Raw genomic sequence first — 23,483 nt, forward strand, 5'->3', positions numbered from 1 at the left:
AGACCGACCATCGCTGTCCTTCCAGGTGCGGACGTGAACACCATCGATCCAAACGATCCCTATGCGCGGACGGCGCAGATCTTTCCACGCCTCGACGAGTCCATGATCGACACGGCGCGTCACTACGGCGTCGAGCAGGATTTCCAGGCGGATACGCTTCTGTACGCGCGTGGCGAGCGCGCGGTGTGCTTCTTCGTTGTCGTGGCGGGTACCGTCGAAGTGTTCGATCTCGACGCCTCCGGCCAGCCCGTCGTCTTCGCGACCCATACCCATGGGCAATTCACCGGCGAACTGGATCTCCTGAACCAGCGGGAAGTCCTGGTCTATGCGCGAGCCGGTGCCGGAACGCGCGTCATCAAGATCGAGCGCGACGCCCTGAAGCGCATGCTGGCGGCCGAACCGGACATCGCCGAAATCGTCATGCGCGCACTGATCCTGCGCCGTGTCGGGTTGATCCAGAACGGTACCGGCGGTGTACTCATCGTGGGCGGTGCACATGAAGCCGCGACGCTCGCCCTGCAGCGCTTCCTCACTCGCAACGGCTATCCGCATCGCCTGATCGATACCTCCGATGCCGGCGCCGAAGACCAGGTGCTCGAAGGCATGGGAACCACGGCTGAGCAACTGCCGGTGGTGATCTTCCCCGATCAGAGCGCTCTCAGCCGGCCCTCCACCGCCGAACTGGCCGATCGTCTCGGCCTGACCGAGGCATTCGACGGCGCGCTGGTCTACGACGTGGTGGTGGTGGGCGCCGGTCCGTCGGGACTCGCCGCCGCCGTCTATGCGGCTTCCGAAGGCCTGAACACCATCGTCATCGAGGGCCTTGCCCCGGGTGGCCAGGCCGGCACGTCGTCACGTATCGAAAACTACCTGGGCTTCCCTACCGGCATCTCGGGACAGGCACTGGCGGGACGCGCCCACATCCAGGCGCAGAAATTCGGGGCGCGGCTAGCCATCTCTCGTTTCGTCCGTTCCCTCGAATGCGACGAGCATCCGTATCGCCTGAAGCTGGAGGGCGGCGAAGAAGTGCGCACACATGCCATCGTCGTGGCCACGGGGGCACGCTACCGCAAGCTTTCCGCCGTGGACTACGGACGATTCGAGGGCAGTGGCGTGCACTATGCCGCGACGCCGATGGAGGGGAAGTTGTGCCAGGGACAGGAGGTGATCGTCGTGGGCGGCGGCAACTCGGCGGGACAAGCGGCCGTCTTCCTCTCGCGCACGGCGTCGATGGTCCACCTACTCGTCCGTGCGGACGGCCTGGCGGCGACGATGTCCAACTACCTGATCGAACGGATCGCGCATTCCGCGCGAATCACCCTGCACGTCCGCAGCGAGATCGTCCGTTTCGAGGGCGACGAGCACCTCGAATCGGTGGCGTGCCGTCGCCGTGACACCGGCGAAGTCGTCGTTCATCCGGTCGGCAACGTGTTCGTGATGATCGGTGCCGATCCCAATACCGACTGGCTCGGTGATTGCGTGGGCATCGACGCGAAGGGCTTCGTGGAAACCGGTCGGGCCTGCGCCGGCGTACCCGCGGCCTCGCCCTATGCCACCAGCCGCCCCGGCATATTCGCCGTGGGCGACGTGCGCTCAGGATCGGTGAAACGCGTCGCATCCGGCGTCGGAGAGGGATCGGCCGTGATCCAGGCGGTGCACGAATACCTCGCGTCGATCCGCCACGACTCCTTGCCCACCGCCATACCCGCCTCCCCTGCCGCCATGGCCTGAGCCATCGGCCGCAGCAAACACTTTCTTCCTGGAGACACCCATGTTCGTCATCCGCCACGCCTCCGAACGCGGCCACGCCAACCACGGCTGGCTCGATTCGCATCACAGCTTTTCGTTCGCCGACTACCGTGACGAAGACCACGTCCACTTCGGTCCGCTGCGCGTCATCAACGAGGATCGCGTCGCCGCCGGAGCCGGTTTCGGCACGCACTCCCATCGCGACATGGAAATCATCAGCTACGTCCTCGAAGGGGAACTGGCGCACAAGGATTCGATGGGCAATGCCGTCGTGATCCGGCCTGGCGAAGTACAGCGCATGAGCGCCGGCCATGGCGTGACCCATTCGGAGGAAAACAACGCGGTCACCGAAACGCATTTCCTGCAGATATGGATCATCCCCAACCAGCTGAACCTGGCGCCCGGCTATGAGCAGAAGTTCTTTCCGGATGCGGAAAAGCGCGGCAAGTTGCGCCTGGTCGCGAGCCAGTCCGGCGAACACGGATCGGTGACGGTTCACCAGGATGTCCGGATCTACGCGGGACTCTTCGGCCCCGACGAAACCGCGCATCACACGATCGATTTCGAGCGTCTTGTGTACGTGCATGTGGTCCGTGGCAGCGTGCATGTGAATGGCCATCCGCTGTCCGCGGGCGACGCTGCCAAGATCACCGGCGAGGAGCGCGTCGTGCTCTCCGATGGCGTGGACGGCGAGGTGCTGCTGTTCGACATGGGCGAGTTGCAGCCGCCTCGCTAAGTCAAATCGCGCCGATCTGGCGCATGAAGGCGAGGTTGTCTTCGAGGTGCCAATTGTCGGTGATCCGACCGCCACCGACACGCAGGATATCGGTGGCGATGAAGTCGATCGGCTGCCCTTCGCCCTTCCGCCCCATGAACTCACCACTGAAGTGGCCGGTAAAACGTAGATGACTGACCACCCGGTCGCCGACCACCAGGCGCTGTACCACGGCCACCTTCAAGTCGGGAACCGCGGCGAGGAACGCCTTCGAGGCGACCATGGGACCGGTCGGGCCCTGCGGCCTGCCGGATGGCAACGTGTGGTCGACGAACGAAGGCGACAGCGCCTTGGAAAGTAGCTGCGCGCTGCCGTTGTTCCAGAAGCCGTAGAACGCATCCACGGGAGCCAGCAAGACGTCCACGGACGTGGATGAAAGGCTCTTGTCGACGATCAGCTCCTGGGGTTTCGCGATGGCGACCGCCGCGCGGTCGTCCACCTGCGCGGCGAAACAGGACGGGGCCGCAAGCGCCAGGGCAATGGCAAAAAGAGTACGCATGAATGGTCCTTCGTTCGGGTTTCAGGGGGCGGCTTGACGCCCAGGGGCCTTGCCGCCGGGCGCATGCCAACAACATAATCATTTCCTGAAAGACATGTAATTACGCGACCATCTGAGTCAGTCTCAACTGCGAGGCAACATGCTCGACGATCTCAACGAACTTCGAACGTTGCAGCAGGTAATGGCATCTGGTTCGCTCACAGCCGCCGCGAACGCCATGGGCGTCAGCCTCGCCGTGGTGAGCAAGCGGCTCGCCACGCTGGAGCGGCGCACCGGGGTGCGCCTCGTCAACCGGACGACGCGCCGCCTCTCCCCGACGGAAGAAGGTGCGCGCCTGATGGTCGAGATAGATCGCGCCCTGGAAGCGATCCGCCAGGGCGAAGAACTGTTGGCGACCGGTCGCGACGAACCGGTTGGGACATTACGAGTATCCGCTCCGGTATCGTTCGGGCGCAGGCACGTGGTGCCCATCCTGGGGGAACTCACGCGCCGCTATCCGCAGCTCGCCATATCGCTGTCCCTCGACGACAAAGTAGTGGATGTCGTGGGTGGCGCGATGGACGTGGCCATCCGCATCGGCGGCGGACTCGTGGACAGCAGCGCCGCCATGCGCAGGATCGCCGACAACTCGCGTGTCCTCGTCGCCGCGCCCGCCTATCTCGATCGCCACGGACGCCCTTCGACGCCGTCGGATCTGCGCAACCACGACCTGCTGCGTTACGGCGATTCCGTCGCGCCGTGGCGCCTGCACGGCCCCGATGGCACGACGGAATCGATCCCGGCACCGGCCCGCATGCGTGTCGACAATGGCGATGCCTTGCACGACTGGTGTGTCGCCGGGCTCGGCATCATGTTGAAGTCGATCGTCGACGTCACCCACGACCTTGCGTCGGGACGGCTGGAACGCGTGCTACCCGATTGGAATGGTGGCGACCTGCCCATCGTCGCGCTGTTCCCCGATCGGACGAACATGCCGCGGAAGGCGCGTGTATTCCTGGATGCAATGGTGAATACGTTCCGGGGCGACCTTCGGAAGTAACCGAGGCTGGCCCCTCACCGTCGAGAGTTGCCGGCAAGGTCCGGCTCTTCACGGTGGCAAGCAAGACATGGCACGTAGCGACGCGGTCGCGTTTCCCGTTCAGGCATCCAGGTGCGGCTGCATCAACGCTTCAAACCACTTCTGGAAAACCGCCAGCCGACGCGACCGCTGCCGTCGATGCGGGTACAGCAATGACACCGGCATCGGAGCCGCACGATAGCCTTGCATCACCTCGACCAGGTCGCCCGAATCCAACAGGTGCTGGACGTCGAAGCGCGGAACCTGGATGAGTCCAAGGCCGGCGAGGCAGCAGGCGATATAGCTTTCCGCATTGTTCACGACGACCCTGCTGGATATGTCGGCCAGCTGCTCGCTATCGTCGTCGGACAGGTACTCCCACGGTAATGCCCTGCCCGACTTCGGCGACGCATAGCCTACGGCCGAATGTCCGTCCTGCAGCTCGTCAGGCCGAGTCGGTTCGCCGTGCTCACGCAGGTAAGCCGGGCTCGCGCAGTTGACCAAGGCGATATGACCCAGCGGACGGATGACGAGGCTGCTGTCATGCGGCGCGCCGATGCGTACCGCGCAGTCCACCCCTTCCTGCACGAGATCGATGACACGGTCGGTCGAGCCCAGGACCAATTGAAGGCGTGGATGGCGACGCAACAAACCAGGCAATGCCGGGGCGATCAGGCGGCGGGCGATGCGACTCGGTGCATCGACGACGAGTCGTCCCGACACCTGCCGCCGACTGGCCTGGAACAACTGATCGATGTCTTCGACTTCGGCCAGCAACGGCCGCACGCGGTCCAGTAACTGTTCCCCATCGGCCGTCAGCCGCACCTGCCGCGTCGTCCGATGCAGCAAGCGCACGCCCAACTGGGCCTCCAACCGCTGGATGGCCGCGGACACCGACGCCCGCGGCACATCGAGGGCATGCGCCGCCTTGATGAAGCTGCCCATCTCCGCCACCTGGGCGAACACGCGGTACTGATCGAATCTGTCCATGCACCTGACCTGTCGAATACCCGTGCCCGACCCCGAAGTCAGCCCGCGAGCGAGGTCCCCGTGCAGCCGCCTTCACGCATGGCGAAACCACCACAAACCCCAGGCGAATAGTACTGGAACACCGAACAGGGCAAGGTGGATTGGCAGTTCCTCAGACAAGCTGTAGCCGTGGGCCAGGCCGATGCGCAGGTTCCACGCCGAGACGGCAAGCCATATCAAGGTGAACAAGCTGGCGGCCAAGGTGCGGTGCGATGCGGACATCAGCCGCACGAACAACGCAGCCAGCACCAGACCAATGGCGATGACAATCACTGTGCGCACGGTTTCCTCACTTGGTGGTATAGCCACCATTGATGAGAATGGTCTGGCCGGTGATCCACCATCCATCGCTGACCAAGTGGCGAATGAAGGGGACGACGTCCTCGATATCCGTGAGGCCGGTCTTGCTGAACGGGGAAAGTGCCGCGGCCGTCTTGTGATACGCCACCGCGTCGGCACCTTCGGCCGGATAGAAGAATGGCGTATCCATCGGACCCGGGCCAACCGCGGTCACCGAGATGCCACGCGCGCCGAACTCCTTGGAAGCCGCACGGGTGTAATGCTCCACGGGCGCCTTGGTTCCGGCATAGGCGGCATAGAACGGGGTGAATGCGCCCAGCAGCGAGGTCACCAGCGTGCAGACCTTGCCGTTGTCGTTGACGTGCTTGCCGGCTTCCTTGAGGAAAAAGAAGGCGGTCTTGGAATTGACCGCCGTCATCTCGTCGTACTCGGACTCACTGATCTCGGTGAACGGCTTTTTCAGCACCTTGCCCACCGTGTTGATGGCGATATCCGGCCGACCGACCGCGGCGATGGTGTCGGTGAAGAGCTTCTCGACAGCGGCGGCCGTCGTCAGGTCACCCTGCAAGGCCACGGCTTGCGCTCCGCTGGCCTGTATCGCCTTTACGGTCGCATCGGCGTCTGCCTTGGAAGCCGCGCTGTTGTAGTGGATCGCGACGGCCTTGGCCCCTTGTCCGGCCAGGTCGCGGGCGATCAGGCCGCCGAGGTTCTTGGCGCCGCCAGCGATGAGAACGACCTTGCCTTTGATGGAATGGTCTGCCATGGGATATCTCCTTCATGAGCCGATGGAGGTTCGAGCTTAGGCCCCTTCATCCCGCCGATAAACGACCCACGGCTGGATGAATCATCCAGGAAAACCACCCAATCGGATGCTCATGAAGGACACGGCGCAGGAGATTCCCTCAGGCAGGAAGCCTCCCGTCATACTCCTCCTTCAACCGTAACCACCCATCCCAGAACGGCCCGGTCTGGGTACCTTCCATGCGCGCCACCAACACGTCGAGGTGCATATGCCAGCCCGCGCTGACGTTCAATCGCATCGTACGGTCGAGCACGCGGCTGTGGATCAGCGTCAGGAGGACCTGGTCACCTCTGGGCTCCAGTTCGAAGCTGACGCCACCCGTGCCTCCCCAGGTGATCGCCAGCTTGCGCGGCGGATCGACCTCCGTGATGGAGCCTTCCATGCGATGCTCACTGGAAAATCCGGGTGGCCGCTGTCCGGGCGGATTCGTCAGTTCGTCGTTGCGCCAGACGAACTCGAAGGTCGATCCCACCTTCATTTCCATCTCGCCGCTCGCCAGCCACTGGCGACGCAGGTCGCCCTCGGTCAGGTAGGCCCAGACCCGCTCTATCGGTCCTGGCAGGACGCGTTGGATCTTCAACGTGGTGGGTTCGATCAGCGTGCCATAGGTATCGGGGGTGGCCAGGTCGGTCATGACTTGTCTCCTTTGGAGGTCGGGGGCTCGTGGGCGTCGGCTTGGCGCAGGAGCCGGTCGAGCACGCCCAGACGGTCGGTCCAGAAGCGCTCGTAGAAGGCCAGCCACTCGCTCACGCTGGCCAGGGGGCCAGAGTCGAGTCGGCAGATATGGACACGTCCGCGTACCTCGCGGCGGATCAGGCCCGCGTTTTCCAGCACCTTGATGTGCTTGGAGGCGGCCGCGAGCGACATCGCGAAGGGTTCGGCGAGCTGGCCCACGGTCCGCTCGCCAGCGGCAAGCTCACGCAGCATGTGCCGCCGCGTGCGATCGCCGAGGGCGTGGAAAACCGGGTCCAGTTGCGGGGCGTCTAATTCAACCATGAGGTTGAATGTACGCGTGGACCACTCGTTAGTCAACCACTTGGTTGAATTATTTTCAGGCGTCGTGCACGGGATGCGGTGCCGGCCGGTGCAGCATCCGCGAGATCAGCGCGACGACGGCGAGGCCTCCACCTAGCACGCATACGCCCAGCCATCCTGCCCGTCGCCACGCCTCGGCGGCGACGAAGGAACCCGCGGCACCACCGAGGAACATCGTCGTCATGAAAAGCGTATTGAGCCGGCTCTTGAACTCCGGGTGCAGGCCGTAGATGAGGTGCTGGTGCGAGACCAGCGCGATCTGCACGCCGAAGTCGAGCAGGATCACGCCGACGATGAGTCCGGCAAGGCTCGTCCACAGAGCGAAGACGGCCCAGGCGACCACGGTCGCCGCCGCGCCCATGGCGATCACCAGCCAGGGACCGCGACGGTCGGCGATGCGTCCCGCGACCGGCGCCATCGCGACACCCACCGCGCCGACGATGCCGAACAGACCCGCGGTCGCCGCGCCGAGATGCAGGGGTGGTTGTTCCAGGCGCAGCGCCAGGACGGTCCAGAACGCCGAGAACGATGCGAAGATCACGGCCTGGGTGAGCGCCGCGCGGCGCAGCAACGGTTCGGCGCGCCACAGCCCCACCAGCGAGCCCAGAAGTTCGCGATAGGGCACGCGGCGCGCGGGCCGATGCTCGGGCAGGCGCGTCGCCATCAGCACCGCGCCGATCAAGGCCACGGGAACGGCCAGCCAGAACATCGCCCGCCATCCAGCCATGCTGGAGACGAAGCCGGCGATCGTACGACTCAGCAAGATGCCGGTGAGCAAGCCGCTCATCACCGTGCCGACCGCGGCACCCCGTTTCTCCGGTGCGGAAAGGATCGTGGCGAAGGGCACGATCTGCTGCGCCACCGTCGCGGCCGCGCCCACGACCACCGAGGCCACCGCCAGCATGGCGAGCCCCGGGGCCATGGCAGCGAGTACCAGTGCAAGCGACAGCACGATGAACTGCACGGCGATGAGCCGGCGCCGTTCCAGCGCGTCGCCCAGCGGCAGAAGGAACAGAAGGCCCGCGGCGTAGCCCAGCTGGGTCAGCATCGGGATCCACCGCTCCACCGCGCCGTCGTGCAGATCCCTCGACATGATGCCGAGCATCGGCTGGTTGTAATAGATGTTGGCGACCGCCAGTCCCGCCGCCAGCGCCATCGCATACAAGGTGGCGCGGGGAAGGCTTGCCGGCTCGGCGATGGATGGTGGCATGAGGGATTCCTGACGATGGGGTTATGCGAAACACATGATCGTAGTGTCCGACAGGAAGGCCACGTGCGCTTGTGCAATTGGTCCCTCCTTGCACGCGCCGCGCCAGCCATCGTCTATGCTGGGCTGATGTCCACGGCATGCGCGGAGCAATGACTTGAAGACGATCGGCCTCATCGGCGGCATGAGCTGGGAATCCACCCTACCCTACTACCGGACCATCAACGAAACGATCCGGGACGCGTTGGGAGGCCTGCATTCCGCGCGGCTCCTGCTCCATAGCGTGGACTTCCATGACATCGAACGCCTCCAGCACGCCGGTGACTGGAACGGTGCCGGCGAAGCCATGGCGACGGCGGCGCGTTCGCTGGAAGCCGGCGGCGCGGACTTCCTCGTGCTGTGCACGAACACGATGCACCGGGTGGCGGACGCGATCGAGCGCGCCACCCCGTTGCCCTTGCTACACATCGCCGACGCCACCGCCGATGCCCTCTCCGATCACGCGATCCGCCGCGTGGGCCTTCTCGGCACGCGCTTCACCATGGAGCAAGCGTTCTATCGCGACCGCCTGTCCGCTCGGGGGTTCGACGTGGTCGTGCCGGACGACGCCGACCGCGACGACGTGCACCGGATCATCTACGACGAACTGTGCCAGGGCATCATCCGCGACGAGTCCCGCGACCGTTACCGGCAGGTGATGTCCCGGCTGGTGGACGACGGCGCCGAGGCGATCATCCTCGGTTGCACCGAGGTCGCCCTGCTGGTGGAGGGCGACGATGCCAGCGTGCCGCTGTTCGATACCGCCGCCATCCATGCGCGAGCCGCGGCACGCCACGCGCTCGGCTGAGCGGCCTCAACGCGTCGCGAGCCGGTCGAGCCGGAGCCGGCCCCGGTTATCGGTCAATCGCGCCGCCGCGAGGTATACCGCCACCATCGACGCGAGACAGCTGCCGCCAGCGAGCAGGAACATCAGCAGGATCTGGTATTTCACCGCCTCCATCGGATCGAGACCGGCGAGGATCTGGCCGGTCATGATGCCGGGCAGCGTCACGACACCGGCGGCGCTCATCTGGTTGACGATGGGAATCATGCTGCGGCGGATGGCGTCCCGGCCCAGTTCGGCCGTGGCGGCGCGGTAGGTATCGCCGAGCATCAGCCGCGCCTCGATCGCCGACGCTTGCACGCCGACGCCATCGAGCACGCCGCTGAAGGCGATGCTCGCCGAGTTGAGCACGTTGCCGAGGATGATGCCCGCCAATGGGATCGCGTACTGCGGTGAAAGCAGCGGGTGCGGACGAATGGCGGTCAGCAGCGCGAACAGGCACGTCAGCAAGGCCGGCGTGGCGACGCTGGCGAGACTGATGAGAAAGCCACCACGTCGAAGACGATGCACGGGCCGCGCCGCCGCTTCGCGCGCGGCCACCAGCACCATCGCGACGATCACCAGCAGGGTCAGCCATGCTTCGCCCACGGCGAATACGTAGCGGAGCACGAAACCCACCGCGACCAGCTGCACCACCATGCGCAACGCCGCCAGCAGCAACCCGCGATGCAGCCGCAGGCGGAAGACCAGCGAGAGCGCCGCGTCGAGCAGGATCAGCGTCGACGCCATCGCGAGGTCGTAGGGATGCAACGAAATCACGTTCATGCCGGAGTGAGCCTTCCCTGGTTCATGGTGAATGTCCGGCCGGCCATGCGCCGGGCCTGCGTGGCGTCGTGCGTCACCATGACGATGCCGACGCCTTTCCCGCTGCACTCGACCAGAAAGGCTTCCACGGCCGCGGTCGCCGCGGGATCGAGCCCGCTGGTCGGCTCGTCGAGCAGGAGCACCTCGGGCCGCCTCACCCATGCCCTGACCAGGGCCAGGCGCTGCCGTTCGCCGGTGGATAGCACGCGGACCTCGCGTTTCATGATGTCCTGGGGAAGCAGGAGGCGCACGGCCATCGCCATCGCCGTATCCATCATCGCAGGCTCGAAATGCCCGTCCACCGTGGGAGCCCACCAACCCGCCTGCGCGGGTACCAGCATCACGCGTTGGCGCCAGTTCGGAGCCGCTATCGTCTCGCGTGGCTCCCCGGCAAGGACGACTCTTCCTTCGCCGGGGTCGAGGTCGGCCAGCAAGCGCAGCAGCAGTGATTTTCCCGCACCGGACGCGCCCATGATCGCCACCCGTTCGCCCGTGGCAAGGGTGATGGACACCGGGCCGACGCCGAATCCGTTCAGTTCCTCGACAGAAAGTAATTGCGGTTGGGGCATCGCGGTGCGTCATGTTCCTGCGGATGAAGGTGTCGTGCCCAAGGCGCGACATGGTGGCGATGACCGCTTTCGCCAGCCAGTCGCGGCCATGTTGCCATGGTGTTACCAGCCGCTTAGCTCATGCTTTGGACCGGAATGCGCGCTGTAAGCACATCGTCATCAAACGGACAGCTGCATCTAAGCTGGCTTTGGCATCGTAGCGGGAACGCCCGGATCACGGGGCATGCACGAGACCCTTCATGTCGACGGTCGTTTCAGCCAAGCGAGTAGAACCGGTCGTGGCGCGCACACCGCTGCACGGTAGGGGCCACGCTTTCCGGCGAAGCGTCGTGGCATGGCTGCTGCGACACCTCCTGCCGGCACGGAACAACGTCGTGGGCCACGGGCAGCTGCCGCGCATCGGCATCCAGCGCATCCTGGTCTGCCGTCCGAATCACCGCCTGGGCAACACGGTGTTGCTCACGTCCCTGATGGGCGAGATCGAACGCCACTTTCCGGGCGCGGAAGTCGACGTGCTCGGCTCCGGCGAGGCGACCCGCGGCATACTCGGCGGCTTCGCCACGATCGGTGAACTGTTCCTCATGGACCGTCGCGCGTTGCGGCGCCCGTTGGCCACCGTGCGGACGTTGCGCCGGCTCGCCAGCAAGCGCTACGACCTGGTCATAGACGCGGCTTCGGGATCGTCCTCCGGGCGTATCGCCGCCGGCATGGCGAAGGCGCGTTATCAGGTACGCGTCGAGGGAACCGGCGGCGACGCGCCGGCACATTTCGCGGCACGGCCGGTGCATGCGCTTCGGCGGGCACTGGGCGAGGCAAGGCTCGACCCCATCCCCACGCTCGACCTCCGGCTGTCGGCAGCGGAACGCGAACGTGGCGCGGCCACGCTGCAACGCGTCCTGCAAGGCACGCCTGCCAACGGCGCTCCGACGCTGACGATCTTCCCGAACGCGACGGGCCGCAAGCGACTCGATGCCACGTGGTGGCAAGCCTTCGTCGATGAACTCGCCGATCGTGCCGGGCCGTTTCGCATCGTCGAACTGGTGGCGGCCGATGGCCAATCGCGCACCGGCAATGCCTACCCGACCTATTTCACCAGCGATCCACGCAAGCTCGCCGCGTTCATCGATGCCGCCGACATCTACGTGAGCGCCGATTGCGGCGTAATGCACCTGGCGGCGGCGACCCGTGCCACCACGATCGGCATCTTCGGCGCCACCGATCCCGACCGCTATGCGCCCTTCGGCGGACGCAACATGGGCTTCCGCAGCGATGAAGGCTGTCCACTCGCCGCGGCGATACGCGTCGCCGCCCACCTGCGTCAAGGCATCGCCATGTAGCCGAAGCCACGCACGGTACGGATCGCGCCGGGCCCCACTTTCCTTCGCAGGCCATGCACGAGGACTTCGAGCGCGTTCGGGCCGACCTCCGCGTCGCAACCATAGATCGATGTCTCGATCACCTCGCGGCGGACGATGCGTCCCGCCCGTTCCACCAGCATCTGCAATAGTGAGAACTCACGACGGGTGAGTTCGATTCGCCGCCCCCCGTAGGTGACTTCCAGGGAGCAAAGGTTCATCGACAGGTCCCCCAGCTCGATAACGTTATCGGCGAACCCACGGGCACGGCGCGCAAGGCAGCGGACACGCGCCGTGAGTTCATCGAGGTCAAAGGGTTTGGTGAGACAGTCGTCGGCACCGGCGTCGAGAATGGCGATGCGCCTTTCGACCACCTCGCATGCCGTCATGACCAGCAGCGGCGTACGAATGCCGAGGCGACGGACCTGACGCAGGATATCCAGGCCATGGTCCCGTGCCATGTCGACGTCGAACAAGGCCAGGTCGACATGGCGCAGTCGAAGTGCTTCCAACAATTCCGCGCCGCACCGTAGCCACGTCACCGTATACGTCATCTGTCCGAGCACGCGAGCCATGGCGGCACCGAGCGCTGGATCACCTTCGACGACAATAATGTTTATGACAACCTCCATCTGCGTCCACGGGCGAATCCCGGGGCCGGATGATCGCAGGTTGGAGTGTCCGATACGCCTACCGTCCCGGCAAATCTCCAAGGCATCACGCCGATGCCCCGTCGATTCAACGTTCGAGCAGGTCTTCGTGCTGGTTCAATGTCGGCGCGGCGAAAGGGTCCGGTGCCGGCGTACGGCTGAAATGGATGGGATGATTCACCCCGCGATACTGGCCCACCACGGGATGTTCGAACGTGGCGACGAGGCCTTCCGCGGCCACCTGCGGGTGATCGAACATGTCCTCGATACGACGGGCCGCGGCGCTGGGCACGGCGTCGCCGAAGATCGTCTCCCATTCGAGCGCACTGTGCGCGGCGAGCGCGTCATGCAACCGTGGCACGATCTCGTTGTGGTGCTCGGCCCGCTTGCGCACGGTGTCGTAGCGCTCGTCATCGTGCAAGGCCTGCAAGCCGGTGCGCTCGCACAAGGCCTTCCAGAAGTGCGGCGTATTCGCGGATATATAGATGTAGCCATCACGGGTAGGATGGATGCCGGTGACGCCACCGGAACGCATGTCGCGGCCGATGTCCAACGACTCCCCTTCCGCCCATATCATCCGCGCGGATTGCATGGTGAGCGCGCTGCGCAGCAACGAGATGCCGACGTACTGGCCGAGGCCGCTGCGCTCGCGCTCATACAGCGCCGACGATACGCCCGCCGCCAACAGCGCGGCCGCGTAGTAATCCACCACCGAGCCGTAGATCACTTCCGGCGGACCGTTGCGCTTGCCCTGCAAGGTGCACATGCCGGTCATCGTCTGCAAGACCTGGTCGTAGCCGGCCTTGTCCTTCATCGGGCCGGATTCACCGTAGCCGGTGACCGCGCAATAAATAAGGCGCGGGTTGATCAGGTTGAGCCGTTCGTGGTCGATCGCCAGCCGCTTCGGCACGCCCGGCCTGAAATTGTGCACGAGCACGTCCGCCTCGCGCACGAGGCGCAACAAGGCGGCGTGATCGGATGGATTCTTCAGGTCGAGCACGATGCCGCGCTTGCTGCGGTTCACGCCGAGGAAGGCCCGGCTCTCGGCGGCCAGCGTCGACGGATACTGGCGCAGGTTGTCACCGCCGGGCGGCTCGATCTTGATGACGTCCGCGCCCTGGTCGGCGAGCAGTGTGCAGCCGTAGGGGCCGGCGATATAGGCGCTCAGGTCCAGCACCTTCACGCCGGCGAGTGGGCCGGACGCCCGGCGGGGGGACGATGTCGACGTTTCCATGTTTGCCTCGGTATCCACAGTTGCCATGTCCCGTTTCCGCGAATCACTTTGCCGCAGGCGGGATGCCCGAAACAGCCCGCCCCGATATGTTCTGGCAGCAGAAAATATTGCTTGAAGGTGCAATCAGTCCGTCGGCGCCAGGCCTAGCCATGTGAGCCGCCAGGCCCTGTCGTGACGGCCTCCCGTGGCGAAATACGGGGTGAACCGCAGCGGCGGCCGGTACCCGGGATCGAAGCGCAGCGTGGGCATGCCGTCCTCCCCCCGCTCACATACGAGCCAATCCTCAACCGGCCCCTGCGGCAACTTCACCATCTCGCTGGTCTTGAAGCCGTCGACGCGTTCCGTGGCATAGACCAGCGGACCGCAGGTGAAACCGACGTAATCGAAGCGCAGCACTTCCTGCCGCACCGCGCCGCCGTCGGGAGCACGCGATTCCTGCACGTTGCGGTTCGTCGCGCGATGCACGATGGGTCGGGCGGGAAACCGCGCCAGGACGCGGTCGCCGGTGCGCCACTCGCGCTCGATCGTGGCGTAGCTACCCGGCACGACAGCCACGCCGATCGCCGCTCCGTTGACCAGCACGGTGGCGCCCGCCGCCCAGGAAGGCACGCGAATCCTCAGCCTGAAATGCGCCTCGCGTTCCACTTCGAGATCGATGCGCACGTCATCGGGATACGGCCAGGCCGTGGCCTGCCGAAGCGTGACGCATCCCGGGGCTTCCAGCGTGGCCGTCGATTCGCCGGCACCAAAGAGGTTGACGTCGAGCGTCGCCGGATCGCGCATGCCCACGGCGATGTCGGGCAGCTCCTCGACGGCCATGGCGCCGCTGGACTTGCAGCAGCGCCAGTAGGTGGTATGCACGCGACGGCCGTTGGGAAACACGTAATAACACCAGTCCTCGCCATCGGGCGCCTGTGCGGCGAGGAGGTCGTTGTACGCGGAGCGTTCGATCTCCTCCGCGTAGCGCGCCTCGCCCGTGATCGCGAGCAGCTCCCGGTTGAGCTGGATCCAGGCCAGGGTCGAACAGGTCTCCACATAGCCTTCCGGGCTGAACGCGCCAGGGGCATTGAAGACCTCGCGCGAGCGATGTGCCACGCCGCCCCAGGGTCCGCCGCCGAGCGTGAGGTGGTGGTCGCGAATACTGGTCCAGACATTCTCCACCGCGCGCAGCAGGTCGGTTTCGCCGGTGACGCGATGCAGCTTGGCCATGCCGACCATGTTCCAGGCCAGTTGATAGGCCTTGCCCGTGCCGATGAAGGCGGCATCGGTGCCGGCGAGGCTTTGCTTCAGCAGTGCGAGCGGCGGGTTCGCGTCCGCCTGGTCGAGCACGCGCCGGGCCAGTTCGAGATAGCGGGGATCACCCGTGGCGAGGTGCAGTTCCACGGCGGGATCGAGCAACACCGTCGCCGACATGCCGAAATGGTTGCCGAGATCCGTGATGTCGATGCCGCCTCCGCTCAGCGTGTGCAGGCACAGGTCGCCGATGCGTCGTGCGCTTTCGAGGTAGCGCTCGCCACCCAACTGACGGTGCACCTCGATGAGGCCGAGCATCAGGTAGGCATGCGTCCAGATATCCCACGTACGTACGCTCGGTGCGCCGTCCCAGCTCACCGGCTTCGGTGGTTGAGGGCGCATGAAGCGGCGAGACGGCGCGTAGGTACCCAGGTAACCGTCCTCTTCCTGCACGGAGACCAGATAATCGGCCACGCGAAGCACGCTGGCACGCAAGGCCGCGTCGCCGCTGCGCGCCGCGGCGCGCGACGCGGCCACCAGCCACTTGCCCGCATGCTCGCCATACCAGTCGCCTTCCTCGTTCGATGCGCGGCGTTCCGGCGCGAACAAGGCGATCGCGGGGCTCGTTTCATCGACGATGAAATGCGACAGCCGGCCGCGAAGGTTCGCGGCCAGGGCCTCGCCGAGAAGGCCATCCAGGCGGGTACTCACCTTCATGCGGCGTCGACCACGCAACGGAAGCCGATGCAGCCGGAGCGGTCCTTGCACGGGGCCATCAACAGGTACTTTCCATGCTGGTCGAGGCGATACGCCTGCGGGAAGTACCAGTGCGACGTCTGTGGCTGATAGGAACTGCCACCGCGCAGGATCGCGCTCCTCGTATGTTCATCCTCGTATTCATCCGTCCACTGCCAGACGTTGCCGACGAGGTCGAGCACGCCGAACGGGCTGGCCGCCGCGGGAAACGCATCGACGTTCGCCGGCGCGCGCAACGTGCGCCCGCGGTTCGGCACGGGTACCCGGTCGTCGCGCCAGTCGTCGCCCCAGGGATAGCGCCGGCCGTCGTCGCCCTGGGCGGCGTACTGCCACTCCCATTCGTGCGGCAGCCGCTTGCCGGCCCATGCGGCGTACGCGCGTGCATCCTCCAACGCCACCCAGGTGACGGGCTTGTTTTCCCAACCGGCGGGCGGCTTCCCGTTGCGCCAATGGCAGAGGAAATGGTGTTCGTCGGCCGGTGCCCAGCCACTTTCAGCGAGGAAGACGGCGAATTGCGCATTGGTGACCGGCGTGCGGTCGATGTGAAACGGCGCGATCGACATGCGGTGGCGGTGACCGCGGCGGGGGCTCGATTCCCAGGGATACTGGACATCGTTGCCTTCCCACGTTTGCCCTTCGATTTCGACGCCGCCGACGACGAAGTCGAACACGCCGCCCGGCACCGGCACCATGCCGTGCGGTGGGGAGGATTGCGGCAGTGTCCGGGCGATGGGGACCTGGCGTTGCGGCAGGCTGCGCCAGGTGGATGAGAGCGAGGCCAGTGGCGTGGCGGCAGCGGCATTCATGGCCGCGAGGAAGTCGTCGAGGCCATCCACGGAGGCGCCCGCGCGCAAGGCCAGCACGGCGCCAAAGCCGCGGCCTTCGAGGGCCATGCCCAACACCGCCCTTCCCCCGTCCATGCGCGGCGTCAATGCGACGCCATTCCACAGGTCGTAGTAGCGCGTTCCCTCGGCATGGGGAAGCGCGAGTTGCTCGCCGTCGACAATGTACTCGTTGCGATTGACGACCGTCCACACCGTATAGCCTTCCACCGGGAAGCGGCTGGCGAAGACACCCGCTTGCAGGGTCCGTTCGTAGGGCCGCCAGTCCATGCTCACCATCGCGGGGGCGAAGCGGCGTTCGATGCGGGCGATGCGTCGAAGCGATTCGGCATCACGAGGCGTGAACTGGTTCCAGATGCCCCAGATGTTTTCCCAGGCGTTGTAACCGATGCCGTTGAAGAAGATGTATTGCAGGTCGTGGTTGCGGTCGCGGCCCCAGCGGTTCTCGTAGTTGATCATGTGCCGCGGTTCGAGCCACTTGAACTTGGCCACGGGAGGAATAGCCTCGTTGGGTGCCTTCTTGCCCCAACTCTGCACGTTCCAGATCAACTGTTCCTCGGCACTGATCGTCGATTCCGGCTGCAGTACGACAGGATGGCCCACGGCGTCGCAGGCATCGAAGAAAGCACGTGGTACGCCGTTGTAGGTATCGCCGTTGACGCCATCGGCACCCACCGCTTCGACCAGCCCGGCCATCGTCCGCCAATCGTTTTCTTCCGGAGGCCGCGTGCCGTGATCCCAGGGCATGGTGGGAAGGAATACGCGCACGCCCCGCCGGTGGAAGTCATCCACCGCGGAGCGCAGTCCCTCCAACCCACCGGGAAGGTCGAAGGCGAGATCGGTCTTGTTACGGTCGTCGATGCCGATGTTCGGATAGACGAACCAGATCAGCACGCTATCGATGCCGCCGAAGCGTGCCTCAAGATCGTCCAGGTAGCGGTCGACGGTATAGCGCCCCGCCACCGGGTCGTAGAAATAGCGGTCCTCCACCATCATCTGCGCGTGGACGAAGTTGCGCTGTGCCCACTGCAATTCAGGACGTCGATAGTTGGTGTCGTCGTAACCGATACGCACCAGGTGCTCGCGGCGCCAGTCGGTCAGTTCGCGCACCCAGTCGTCCGCGCTGCCATCGACATCCATCTTCCAGTGGCCGATCTCGGCGAACGGCCAACCAGGCGCCTTGCCCGGCGTGGGCAAGTAGCGGCCCGTGGTGACGTGGGAAAACTTGAACTCGTGCGTCACCCGGGGGGCGTCGTCGCGGTCGTCAGGCGGTGGATTCATGGGCGGTGGCGGCGTGGAGGTCATGGAAGGGCATGGTAGACGAGGTCGTAGAAAGGCCGCGCGAGGCGCGGGAGGTCCTTGCCGCCATCGTCGCGGGGAAGGTGCTGCAACAGGAGGATCGCCACGAGATGCTCGTGCGGGTCGATCGTGTAGGTGGTGGAGGCGGCGCCTGTCCAGCCATATTGGCCTACCGAGCCCAGCTGGCCACGCCGGGCCGGATCGATCACGACGTAACCGCCGATGCCGAAGCCCTCGCCTGCGTTGAACTGGGTGACCGGCGGATCGAGCATGCCCAGGTGGTTGCTCATCATCAGCTCCACCGTCTTCCTTCCCAGCAGGACACGATCGCCCGCACGGCCGCCATCGAGCAGCATGCCCGCGAAGCGGGCGAAATCGTCCACCGTGGAGTAAAGGCCACCCGCCCCGCTCGTGTAGCGGTTCAGTGGCTCGCCGGGATGGCGGGCGCTGTAGCTCGTGTCCAGTGCGAGCCGGCCGTCGTCGCCCATGCGGGTCAGGTCCACGATCCGGTCGCGCTTGGCGGGTACCACGGAAAACGCGGTATCGCGCATCTCCAGTGGGACGAAGATCCGCTCGCGCAGGAACTCGGCGAAGGGCTTTTTCGCCACCACCTCGACCACCCGGGCGACGAGTTCCAGCGAAGCCCCGTCATAGCCGAAGCGCGTACCGGGATCGGCGGCGAGCGGTACCCGGCTCATCCGGTCGGCGAAGCCGGCCAGGTCGTTGGCGGCATGGGGGTCGATGCGTTCCATGGTCGCGACGGCGAGACGGTCGCCTGGCAATCCGGCGGGATACCCGGAGGTATGCGTCAGCAGGTCGTGCAGGGTGACACGGCGCGAGGCGTCCCTGAGCGTAGGTGCCTCGGCACTGCCGCCCGTCATCACCCTTGGCGTGTCGAATCCCGGCAGGAAATCCGACACCGGCTGGTCGAGCGATACCTTGCCCTCCTCCACCAGCATCATCAGTGCGACCGACGTCACGGTCTTGGTCATCGAATAGATGCGGAAAATCGCGTCACGCCGCATCGGCCGGTGGCGGCCGAGGTCTTCGTAACCGTAGACCCCGGCTTCCACCACCTGTCCGTCGTGGACGATGAGGCTCACACCGCCGGAATAACCGGCGTTCGACGTCGCGTCACGCAAGAAGGCGTGCAGCGTCTCCAGTCGTTCCGGCGACCACGCTTCGCCCGCCCATGCCGGAGCACCGGCGAGGAAACCAGCCAGCAGGGCCGCCCGAACGGCACGGCCCCCGTGGAAACGCCATCGCCTCACAAGGTGATCGTGTAGGTGAGCGAGGTGACCCGGCCGCGGCCGGCCCAGTAGTTCTGGTAACCCGCCAGCTGCGACCAGCTGAGGATGTACTGCTTGTCGAGCAGGTTCTCGACACCGAGCGAGAGCTTGCCGTAGCGCTCCAGGCTGTAGTTCACGCCCAGGTCCCACAAGGTATAGCCGTGTGTCCGCTCGTCATAGCTGAAGGTCGCGCCGTCATAGGCGCGAACGTCGTGACCGGATACATGGCGGCCGAACAGCGAAGTGGCGCCGAGAGTGGCGTCGCCGCGCGACGAGTAGTTCCATGTGACCGAATAGGCCAGCTTGTCCGGGTTGATGTCGAGCACGCCCAGGGGCTTGTTCAGGCTGCCCGCGCCGAATCGCCCGGCGGGGTCCGCCGACCAGAAGGCGGTGCGGCCGGAGATGTGCGAGTAGATCCCGTTCACTTTCCAGGCGTCGTTGAAGCGCCACTCGCCGGTCACCTCGGTGCCTTCGATACGCACCGGTGCTCGCGATAGGATGAAGTCGGTGGTGTGCGGGTCCACCGCGAGCGAGGAACCGAATGGCGACTTCGAGATGTAGTGCGTCGCGCCGAACGCGCCCTTGTCGCCGCGCCAGTTGAAGCCGAATTCGTTGTTCTTGTAGATGATCGGCTCGAGGTCGCGGATGCGGCTGACCGACTGGCCCGGCGTGCTGATGTTGCGCAACGGGATACCGATGTTCGGCAGGGTGAACCCTTCGCTGTACGAGGCGAACACCGACCATTCGTCCCCGATACGCCAGATGCCACCGATGTTGCGCAGGTTTTCCTTGTAGTTGAGCTTGCCGCCCTGTACGAACACGCGGTTGCGGTAATAGGTGGTGGTATAGCTGTCGACCGTGAGGCGATCGCTTTCCCGGCGATAACCACCGCTGATCGTCAACGGCCCGATGTCGTAGGACAGCTGCGCATAAGGCGCCACGCTGTTGTAGATCATCGGCGGCACCCAAAGGCGGCCGGTCAAGGCCAGGCGTTGCTGTGCCTCGTCACGCGCCACGTCGACACCCGTGTGCAGTTCGAGACCGGTCACCAGGAAATCCGGGCGCGTCCACGAGGTGCGGATGCCGCGCTTCTTCGCCGTGATCTCGGACTGGTCGTACAAGGTGTTCAGCGGCGCGATCAGCGGGTCCTGCTTGTCCTCGGTGTTCTCGGGCAGGTAGCGCATGGCCTGGTCGGCCTTGTACACGTTGATGTCCAGCGAGCCGCCCAGTACGTTCTTGTTGGTGTATTCGAACGAGTACTGCTTGAAGTTGTTGAAGGCGTCCTTCGAACCGAAGATGTGGCCCTTCTCGGAGGTGTTCGTCCGCGGCACGTCGCACGGCGGGTCGTCGGTCGGGCCACGGCAGCCCAGCACCTGCACGTAATCGCCCTTGCCCTGGATCTTGAACTTGCTGAAGGTGGCCTGGATGCGCTGGTCATCGTTCTCGCCGAAGTTGTAGCCGAGCTTGGCGAACAGGTTGCTCGACGTGGAATCGGCGAGCGAGCCCGAGGTGTTCAGGCCGATGCGCCGTCCGTTGCCGTCGTAGGTGATGCCGCGATCGATATACGAGCCGGAAAGCAGCATGTCGTAGCTGCCCTGCTTGCGGGAGAAGGTCACGCCGGTCTTCCAGCCACCGCTGTCCGACTTTCCCTGGGTCTGGTAGCGCGTGGTGATCGTCGTCTCGTTGCCTTCCTTGGTCGGCGTCTTCGAGATGTAGTTGATGATGCCGCCCGCCGCACCGATGCCCTCCGAGGCGGATGGCCCGTTGATCACTTCCACGCGGCCGACGATGCCCATGTCGGTGAAGGTGCCGTTGCGCGTACCCTCGCGCAGCGGAGAACCCTGGGGCACGCCGTCGAACAGGCGCAGCGGAATGCGGCCACGCAAGGTCTCGCCCGTGTTGCTCATCGCCTGCGACGACTCGGCATAACCCGGCACCGAACGCGCCAGCACCGCCGTCGCGTCCTCGGTCACCAGCAGCGTATGCGCGATCTCTTCCTTGTTCACCACCGTGATCGCACCGGGAATCTCGTCGACCGCCTTCGGCGTGCGCGTGCCGGTGACGATCACCTGGTCGAGATCGGTCGGCTCGGCGGGCTTATCGGATTTCTTCTTCGTGGCCTTCGGCGCCTCGCCAGCGGCCGGGGCCGTGGCATCCTGCGCAAGCACGCTGGTGGCGAACAGGGAGACCAGCAGGATGCTGCCGATCGCGGCGGAAAGTGGTTTGATCATGTCGGGTCCGTGGATGCCGTTGGAACGGATCGCCCAGGCGGGCGAGTGCGGCGCGAGCGCCGATGACGACGCGCCTGACGGTAGCTGCTGTTGCGGTTGGCGACGCCCTCCCCGGCGTCCCAATGACCTGGGTTTCGTTGATGGCGAATCTATGCGCTTCGCCCTTGCCGAGAAACCGACGGCGGGTATGTTCAGAGACTAGTTTTTGTTGCTTACGAACCAAGCAAAACTATGCGGCGGCGCAACATCGCCGACATCTTCATCGTGCAGGCGATGACGCCGACGCCATGGCCTTGCGGCCTTCCTGCAGCAACACCGTGACCAGCCGCACGCGCACGCTCGAACGCGACCACACGATGCCGATGCGCCGGGGCTCCGATGGTTTCGGCAACGGCAGGCGCACGAGGTCGAGTCCTTCCGGCCATGGCTGTGCCCAGTCGGGCACCAGCGACACGCCCAGGCCACGGTCGACCATCACCGCGATCGCGTTCAACGCGTTCAACTCGAAGCGCTCACGCGGCACGATGCCGTTCGCGCGCAGGTAGTCGTCCGCCTGGCGGCCGCCCCACTGGTTGCGGTCGTAGCGGATCAGGGGTTCGCTGGCGAGAAGGTCGTGCGGATCGCGCGCCGCCATGGAGCGCGGCGCCAGCACCACGAGCGGTTCCTCGCGCAGCAACTGCCATTCACAGGTCTTGGGCAGCGGAAACGGCGCCTGCAAGACCACGGCCGCATCGAGGTCGCCCGCTTCCACGTCGCGGTACAGGTCCACCGAATACCCCGGCTTGATGAACACGTTGATCCGGGGAAAGGTCTCCACCATGCGCGCGAGGATGTCCGGCAGCATGCCCGCCAGCGCGGTCGGGCACGCACCCAGGCGCAGCTCGCCCGATACCCCGCTCTCGTTGGCGACGCTGCGCAGGTCGGCGACGTTGCGCAGCAGGTCGCGCGAGCGCTGGAGGATGCGCGAGCCTTCCTCGGTGACGCTCACCGTGCGGCCTACGCGGGCGATCAGGGTGGCGCCGATCTCGCGTTCCAGCGTGCGGATTTGCTGCGCCACGGCAGCGGGCGTGATGTTCAGCAGGCGCGCCGCCGCCGCCATGGAACCGTGGTCGGCCACGGTGATGAAGGTGTTGAGGAACTGGGTCTCCACGGGATCTCGCCGGCGCTGGTCAGGGTGGAGCCATGGTAGGTCATCCCTCCCGGGGTTCGCGATGGATCGTCAGGCCCTTGAGCGAGCGGGTCGGCGCGGGGAAGAACAGGCTGGCCACGTAGCCGATCACGATGCAGAGGAAGATCGAGATCGCCAGGTAGAAGTACGGATGCACGAGCCGGAACGCCCAGGCCACGAGGGTGAGCGCGGTGCTGCCGGCGATGCCGATCGCCACCCCCGGCGAGTTGGCGCGCCGGGTGAACATGCCCAGGGTGTACGCGCCTGCGAAGCCACCGCCCAGCAATCCGGCTAGTTCGATCGACACGTCGAACAGTGAATGCACATCGAAGCGCGACAGCAGCAAGGCCAGCCCGATGCCGACCAGGCCGACCGCGATCGTGCTCACTTCGGCGAAGACCACGCTTCGCTTGGGCGATGGGTTCTTCACCAGGCGCTCGTAGAAATCCACCGAGACCAGTGTCGCCACGCTGTTCATGATGCCCGATAGCGTCGCCATGGCCGCCGCGAAGATGCCCGCGACGATGAGGCCGGTGACGCCCATCGGCAACTCCGCGGCGATGAACAGCGGGAAGGTCGCGTCGATCGGCAGCAGCGGGTTCATCCGCTCGGGGTGGGCCTTGTAGTAGACGAACAGCGCGGTACCGATCATGTAGAAGACGAAGCCACCCGGGATCATGATCGCCGCGAAAGCCCAGATCGATCGTCCCGCCTCCT

22 protein-coding genes are annotated in these 23,483 nt (G+C 65.5%); 5 read left to right on the plus strand and 17 right to left on the minus strand.

The features are described 5' to 3' along the window. Positions 1-33 precede the first annotated feature (33 nt). Positions 34-1,731, plus strand: coding sequence for an FAD-dependent oxidoreductase (locus ACR9ZJ_RS07325; RefSeq protein WP_481287361.1), 1,698 nt, complete (start codon positions 34-36; stop codon positions 1,729-1,731). Positions 1,732-1,771: 40 nt separating this feature from the next. Continuing rightward, positions 1,772-2,485, plus strand: coding sequence for a pirin family protein (locus tag ACR9ZJ_RS07330; RefSeq protein ID WP_481287362.1), 714 nt, complete (start codon positions 1,772-1,774; stop codon positions 2,483-2,485). A gap of 1 nt (position 2,486) precedes the next feature. On the opposite strand, the gene ACR9ZJ_RS07335 is transcribed toward ACR9ZJ_RS07330, so the two are convergent. After that, a complete protein-coding gene (locus ACR9ZJ_RS07335) occupies positions 2,487-3,023 on the minus strand; it encodes an ester cyclase (RefSeq protein WP_481287363.1) in 537 nt (178 codons plus the stop codon). A gap of 139 nt (positions 3,024-3,162) precedes the next feature. Here ACR9ZJ_RS07335 and ACR9ZJ_RS07340 point away from each other — a divergent pair, with 139 nt between their 5' ends. Beyond that, a complete protein-coding gene (locus tag ACR9ZJ_RS07340) occupies positions 3,163-4,062 on the plus strand; it encodes a LysR family transcriptional regulator (protein ID WP_481287364.1) in 900 nt (299 codons plus the stop codon). Positions 4,063-4,161: 99 nt separating this feature from the next. Here ACR9ZJ_RS07340 and ACR9ZJ_RS07345 read toward each other — a convergent pair whose 3' ends face one another. From ACR9ZJ_RS07345 to ACR9ZJ_RS07370, 6 genes are all read right to left on the minus strand, one after another. Continuing rightward, a complete protein-coding gene (locus ACR9ZJ_RS07345; protein WP_481287365.1) occupies positions 4,162-5,070 on the minus strand; it encodes a LysR family transcriptional regulator in 909 nt (302 codons plus the stop codon). Positions 5,071-5,142: 72 nt separating this feature from the next. After that, positions 5,143-5,382, minus strand: a complete 240-nt coding sequence (locus ACR9ZJ_RS07350) for a hypothetical protein (RefSeq protein WP_481287366.1) — start codon at positions 5,380-5,382, stop codon at positions 5,143-5,145. Positions 5,383-5,398: 16 nt separating this feature from the next. Then, positions 5,399-6,172, minus strand: a complete 774-nt coding sequence (locus ACR9ZJ_RS07355) for an SDR family oxidoreductase (RefSeq protein WP_306850547.1) — start codon at positions 6,170-6,172, stop codon at positions 5,399-5,401. A gap of 139 nt (positions 6,173-6,311) precedes the next feature. Continuing rightward, positions 6,312-6,845: an SRPBCC family protein gene (locus ACR9ZJ_RS07360; RefSeq protein WP_481287367.1), complete on the minus strand. Its 534-nt coding sequence runs from the start codon at positions 6,843-6,845 to the stop codon at positions 6,312-6,314. Further along, positions 6,842-7,207 carry an ArsR/SmtB family transcription factor gene (locus ACR9ZJ_RS07365; RefSeq protein WP_481287368.1) on the minus strand — a complete coding sequence of 122 codons (366 nt, stop codon included), beginning with the start codon at positions 7,205-7,207 and terminating at the stop codon, positions 6,842-6,844. The genes ACR9ZJ_RS07360 and ACR9ZJ_RS07365 overlap by 4 nt, the downstream gene beginning before the upstream one ends. Positions 7,208-7,262: 55 nt before the next feature. Then, positions 7,263-8,456 carry an MFS transporter gene (locus tag ACR9ZJ_RS07370; RefSeq protein ID WP_481287369.1) on the minus strand — a complete coding sequence of 398 codons (1,194 nt, stop codon included), beginning with the start codon at positions 8,454-8,456 and terminating at the stop codon, positions 7,263-7,265. A 154-nt stretch (positions 8,457-8,610) separates the two neighbouring features. On the opposite strand from ACR9ZJ_RS07370, the gene ACR9ZJ_RS07375 reads away from it, so the two are divergent. After that, entirely contained in the window at positions 8,611-9,300 is a 690-nt protein-coding gene (locus tag ACR9ZJ_RS07375) for an aspartate/glutamate racemase family protein (RefSeq protein ID WP_481287370.1), read from the plus strand. A gap of 6 nt (positions 9,301-9,306) precedes the next feature. On the opposite strand, the gene ACR9ZJ_RS07380 is transcribed toward ACR9ZJ_RS07375, so the two are convergent. Beyond that, on the minus strand, positions 9,307-10,101 hold the full coding sequence (locus ACR9ZJ_RS07380; protein WP_481287371.1) for an ABC transporter permease: 795 nt from the start codon (positions 10,099-10,101) through the stop codon (positions 9,307-9,309). Next, the gene (locus ACR9ZJ_RS07385; protein WP_481287372.1) at positions 10,098-10,709 is read right to left on the minus strand and encodes an ABC transporter ATP-binding protein; all 612 of its coding nucleotides are present in this window, start codon (positions 10,707-10,709) and stop codon (positions 10,098-10,100) included. Before ACR9ZJ_RS07385 ends, ACR9ZJ_RS07380 begins: the two co-directional genes overlap by 4 nt. A gap of 329 nt (positions 10,710-11,038) precedes the next feature. On the opposite strand from ACR9ZJ_RS07385, the gene ACR9ZJ_RS07390 reads away from it, so the two are divergent. Next, complete coding sequence (locus ACR9ZJ_RS07390; RefSeq protein WP_481287373.1) at positions 11,039-12,046, plus strand: glycosyltransferase family 9 protein; 1,008 nt, start codon at positions 11,039-11,041, stop codon at positions 12,044-12,046. Here ACR9ZJ_RS07390 and ACR9ZJ_RS07395 read toward each other — a convergent pair. The 8 genes from ACR9ZJ_RS07395 to ACR9ZJ_RS07430 all read right to left on the minus strand — a co-directional run. Then, the gene (locus ACR9ZJ_RS07395; protein WP_481287374.1) at positions 12,028-12,696 is read right to left on the minus strand and encodes a response regulator; all 669 of its coding nucleotides are present in this window, start codon (positions 12,694-12,696) and stop codon (positions 12,028-12,030) included. The genes ACR9ZJ_RS07390 and ACR9ZJ_RS07395 overlap by 19 nt on opposite strands. A 106-nt stretch (positions 12,697-12,802) precedes the next feature. Further along, on the minus strand, positions 12,803-13,948 hold the full coding sequence (locus tag ACR9ZJ_RS07400) for a CaiB/BaiF CoA transferase family protein (protein WP_481287375.1): 1,146 nt from the start codon (positions 13,946-13,948) through the stop codon (positions 12,803-12,805). A 123-nt stretch (positions 13,949-14,071) separates the two neighbouring features. After that, entirely contained in the window at positions 14,072-15,898 is a 1,827-nt protein-coding gene (locus tag ACR9ZJ_RS07405; protein WP_481287376.1) for a glycoside hydrolase family 127 protein, read from the minus strand. Next, the gene (locus ACR9ZJ_RS07410; protein WP_481287377.1) at positions 15,895-18,060 is read right to left on the minus strand and encodes a formylglycine-generating enzyme family protein; all 2,166 of its coding nucleotides are present in this window, start codon (positions 18,058-18,060) and stop codon (positions 15,895-15,897) included. The genes ACR9ZJ_RS07405 and ACR9ZJ_RS07410 overlap by 4 nt, the downstream gene beginning before the upstream one ends. Before the next feature lie 20 nt (positions 18,061-18,080). Further along, positions 18,081-19,349: a serine hydrolase domain-containing protein gene (locus tag ACR9ZJ_RS07415; RefSeq protein WP_481287378.1), complete on the minus strand. Its 1,269-nt coding sequence runs from the start codon at positions 19,347-19,349 to the stop codon at positions 18,081-18,083. Further along, positions 19,346-21,598 carry a TonB-dependent receptor gene (locus ACR9ZJ_RS07420; RefSeq protein WP_481287379.1) on the minus strand — a complete coding sequence of 751 codons (2,253 nt, stop codon included), beginning with the start codon at positions 21,596-21,598 and terminating at the stop codon, positions 19,346-19,348. Before ACR9ZJ_RS07420 ends, ACR9ZJ_RS07415 begins: the two co-directional genes overlap by 4 nt. Before the next feature lie 259 nt (positions 21,599-21,857). Next, positions 21,858-22,748 carry a LysR family transcriptional regulator gene (locus tag ACR9ZJ_RS07425; protein WP_481279936.1) on the minus strand — a complete coding sequence of 297 codons (891 nt, stop codon included), beginning with the start codon at positions 22,746-22,748 and terminating at the stop codon, positions 21,858-21,860. Between the two features lie 40 nt (positions 22,749-22,788). After that, positions 22,789-23,483: sodium:solute symporter family transporter (locus ACR9ZJ_RS07430; RefSeq protein ID WP_481287380.1), on the minus strand; the 695-nt coding region annotated here is incomplete at its 5' end.

This window comes from Luteibacter sp. KNZ12-1A, from assembly GCF_056755675.1.

Coding starts and splice junctions, on each gene's coding strand:
- ACR9ZJ_RS07420 (WP_481287379.1), bottom strand. CDS start 21,598: ATGATCAAACCACTTTCCGCCGCGATCGGCAGCATCCTGCTGGTCTCC.
- ACR9ZJ_RS07340 (WP_481287364.1), top strand. CDS start 3,163: ATGCTCGACGATCTCAACGAACTTCGAACGTTGCAGCAGGTAATGGCA.
- ACR9ZJ_RS07405 (WP_481287376.1), bottom strand. CDS start 15,898: ATGAAGGTGAGTACCCGCCTGGATGGCCTTCTCGGCGAGGCCCTGGCC.
- ACR9ZJ_RS07345 (WP_481287365.1), bottom strand. CDS start 5,070: ATGGACAGATTCGATCAGTACCGCGTGTTCGCCCAGGTGGCGGAGATG.
- ACR9ZJ_RS07385 (WP_481287372.1), bottom strand. CDS start 10,709: ATGCCCCAACCGCAATTACTTTCTGTCGAGGAACTGAACGGATTCGGC.
- ACR9ZJ_RS07330 (WP_481287362.1), top strand. CDS start 1,772: ATGTTCGTCATCCGCCACGCCTCCGAACGCGGCCACGCCAACCACGGC.
- ACR9ZJ_RS07400 (WP_481287375.1), bottom strand. CDS start 13,948: ATGGAAACGTCGACATCGTCCCCCCGCCGGGCGTCCGGCCCACTCGCC.
- ACR9ZJ_RS07355 (WP_306850547.1), bottom strand. CDS start 6,172: ATGGCAGACCATTCCATCAAAGGCAAGGTCGTTCTCATCGCTGGCGGC.
- ACR9ZJ_RS07365 (WP_481287368.1), bottom strand. CDS start 7,207: ATGGTTGAATTAGACGCCCCGCAACTGGACCCGGTTTTCCACGCCCTC.
- ACR9ZJ_RS07380 (WP_481287371.1), bottom strand. CDS start 10,101: ATGAACGTGATTTCGTTGCATCCCTACGACCTCGCGATGGCGTCGACG.
- ACR9ZJ_RS07360 (WP_481287367.1), bottom strand. CDS start 6,845: ATGACCGACCTGGCCACCCCCGATACCTATGGCACGCTGATCGAACCC.
- ACR9ZJ_RS07370 (WP_481287369.1), bottom strand. CDS start 8,456: ATGCCACCATCCATCGCCGAGCCGGCAAGCCTTCCCCGCGCCACCTTG.
- ACR9ZJ_RS07335 (WP_481287363.1), bottom strand. CDS start 3,023: ATGCGTACTCTTTTTGCCATTGCCCTGGCGCTTGCGGCCCCGTCCTGT.
- ACR9ZJ_RS07410 (WP_481287377.1), bottom strand. CDS start 18,060: ATGAATCCACCGCCTGACGACCGCGACGACGCCCCCCGGGTGACGCAC.
- ACR9ZJ_RS07395 (WP_481287374.1), bottom strand. CDS start 12,696: ATGGAGGTTGTCATAAACATTATTGTCGTCGAAGGTGATCCAGCGCTC.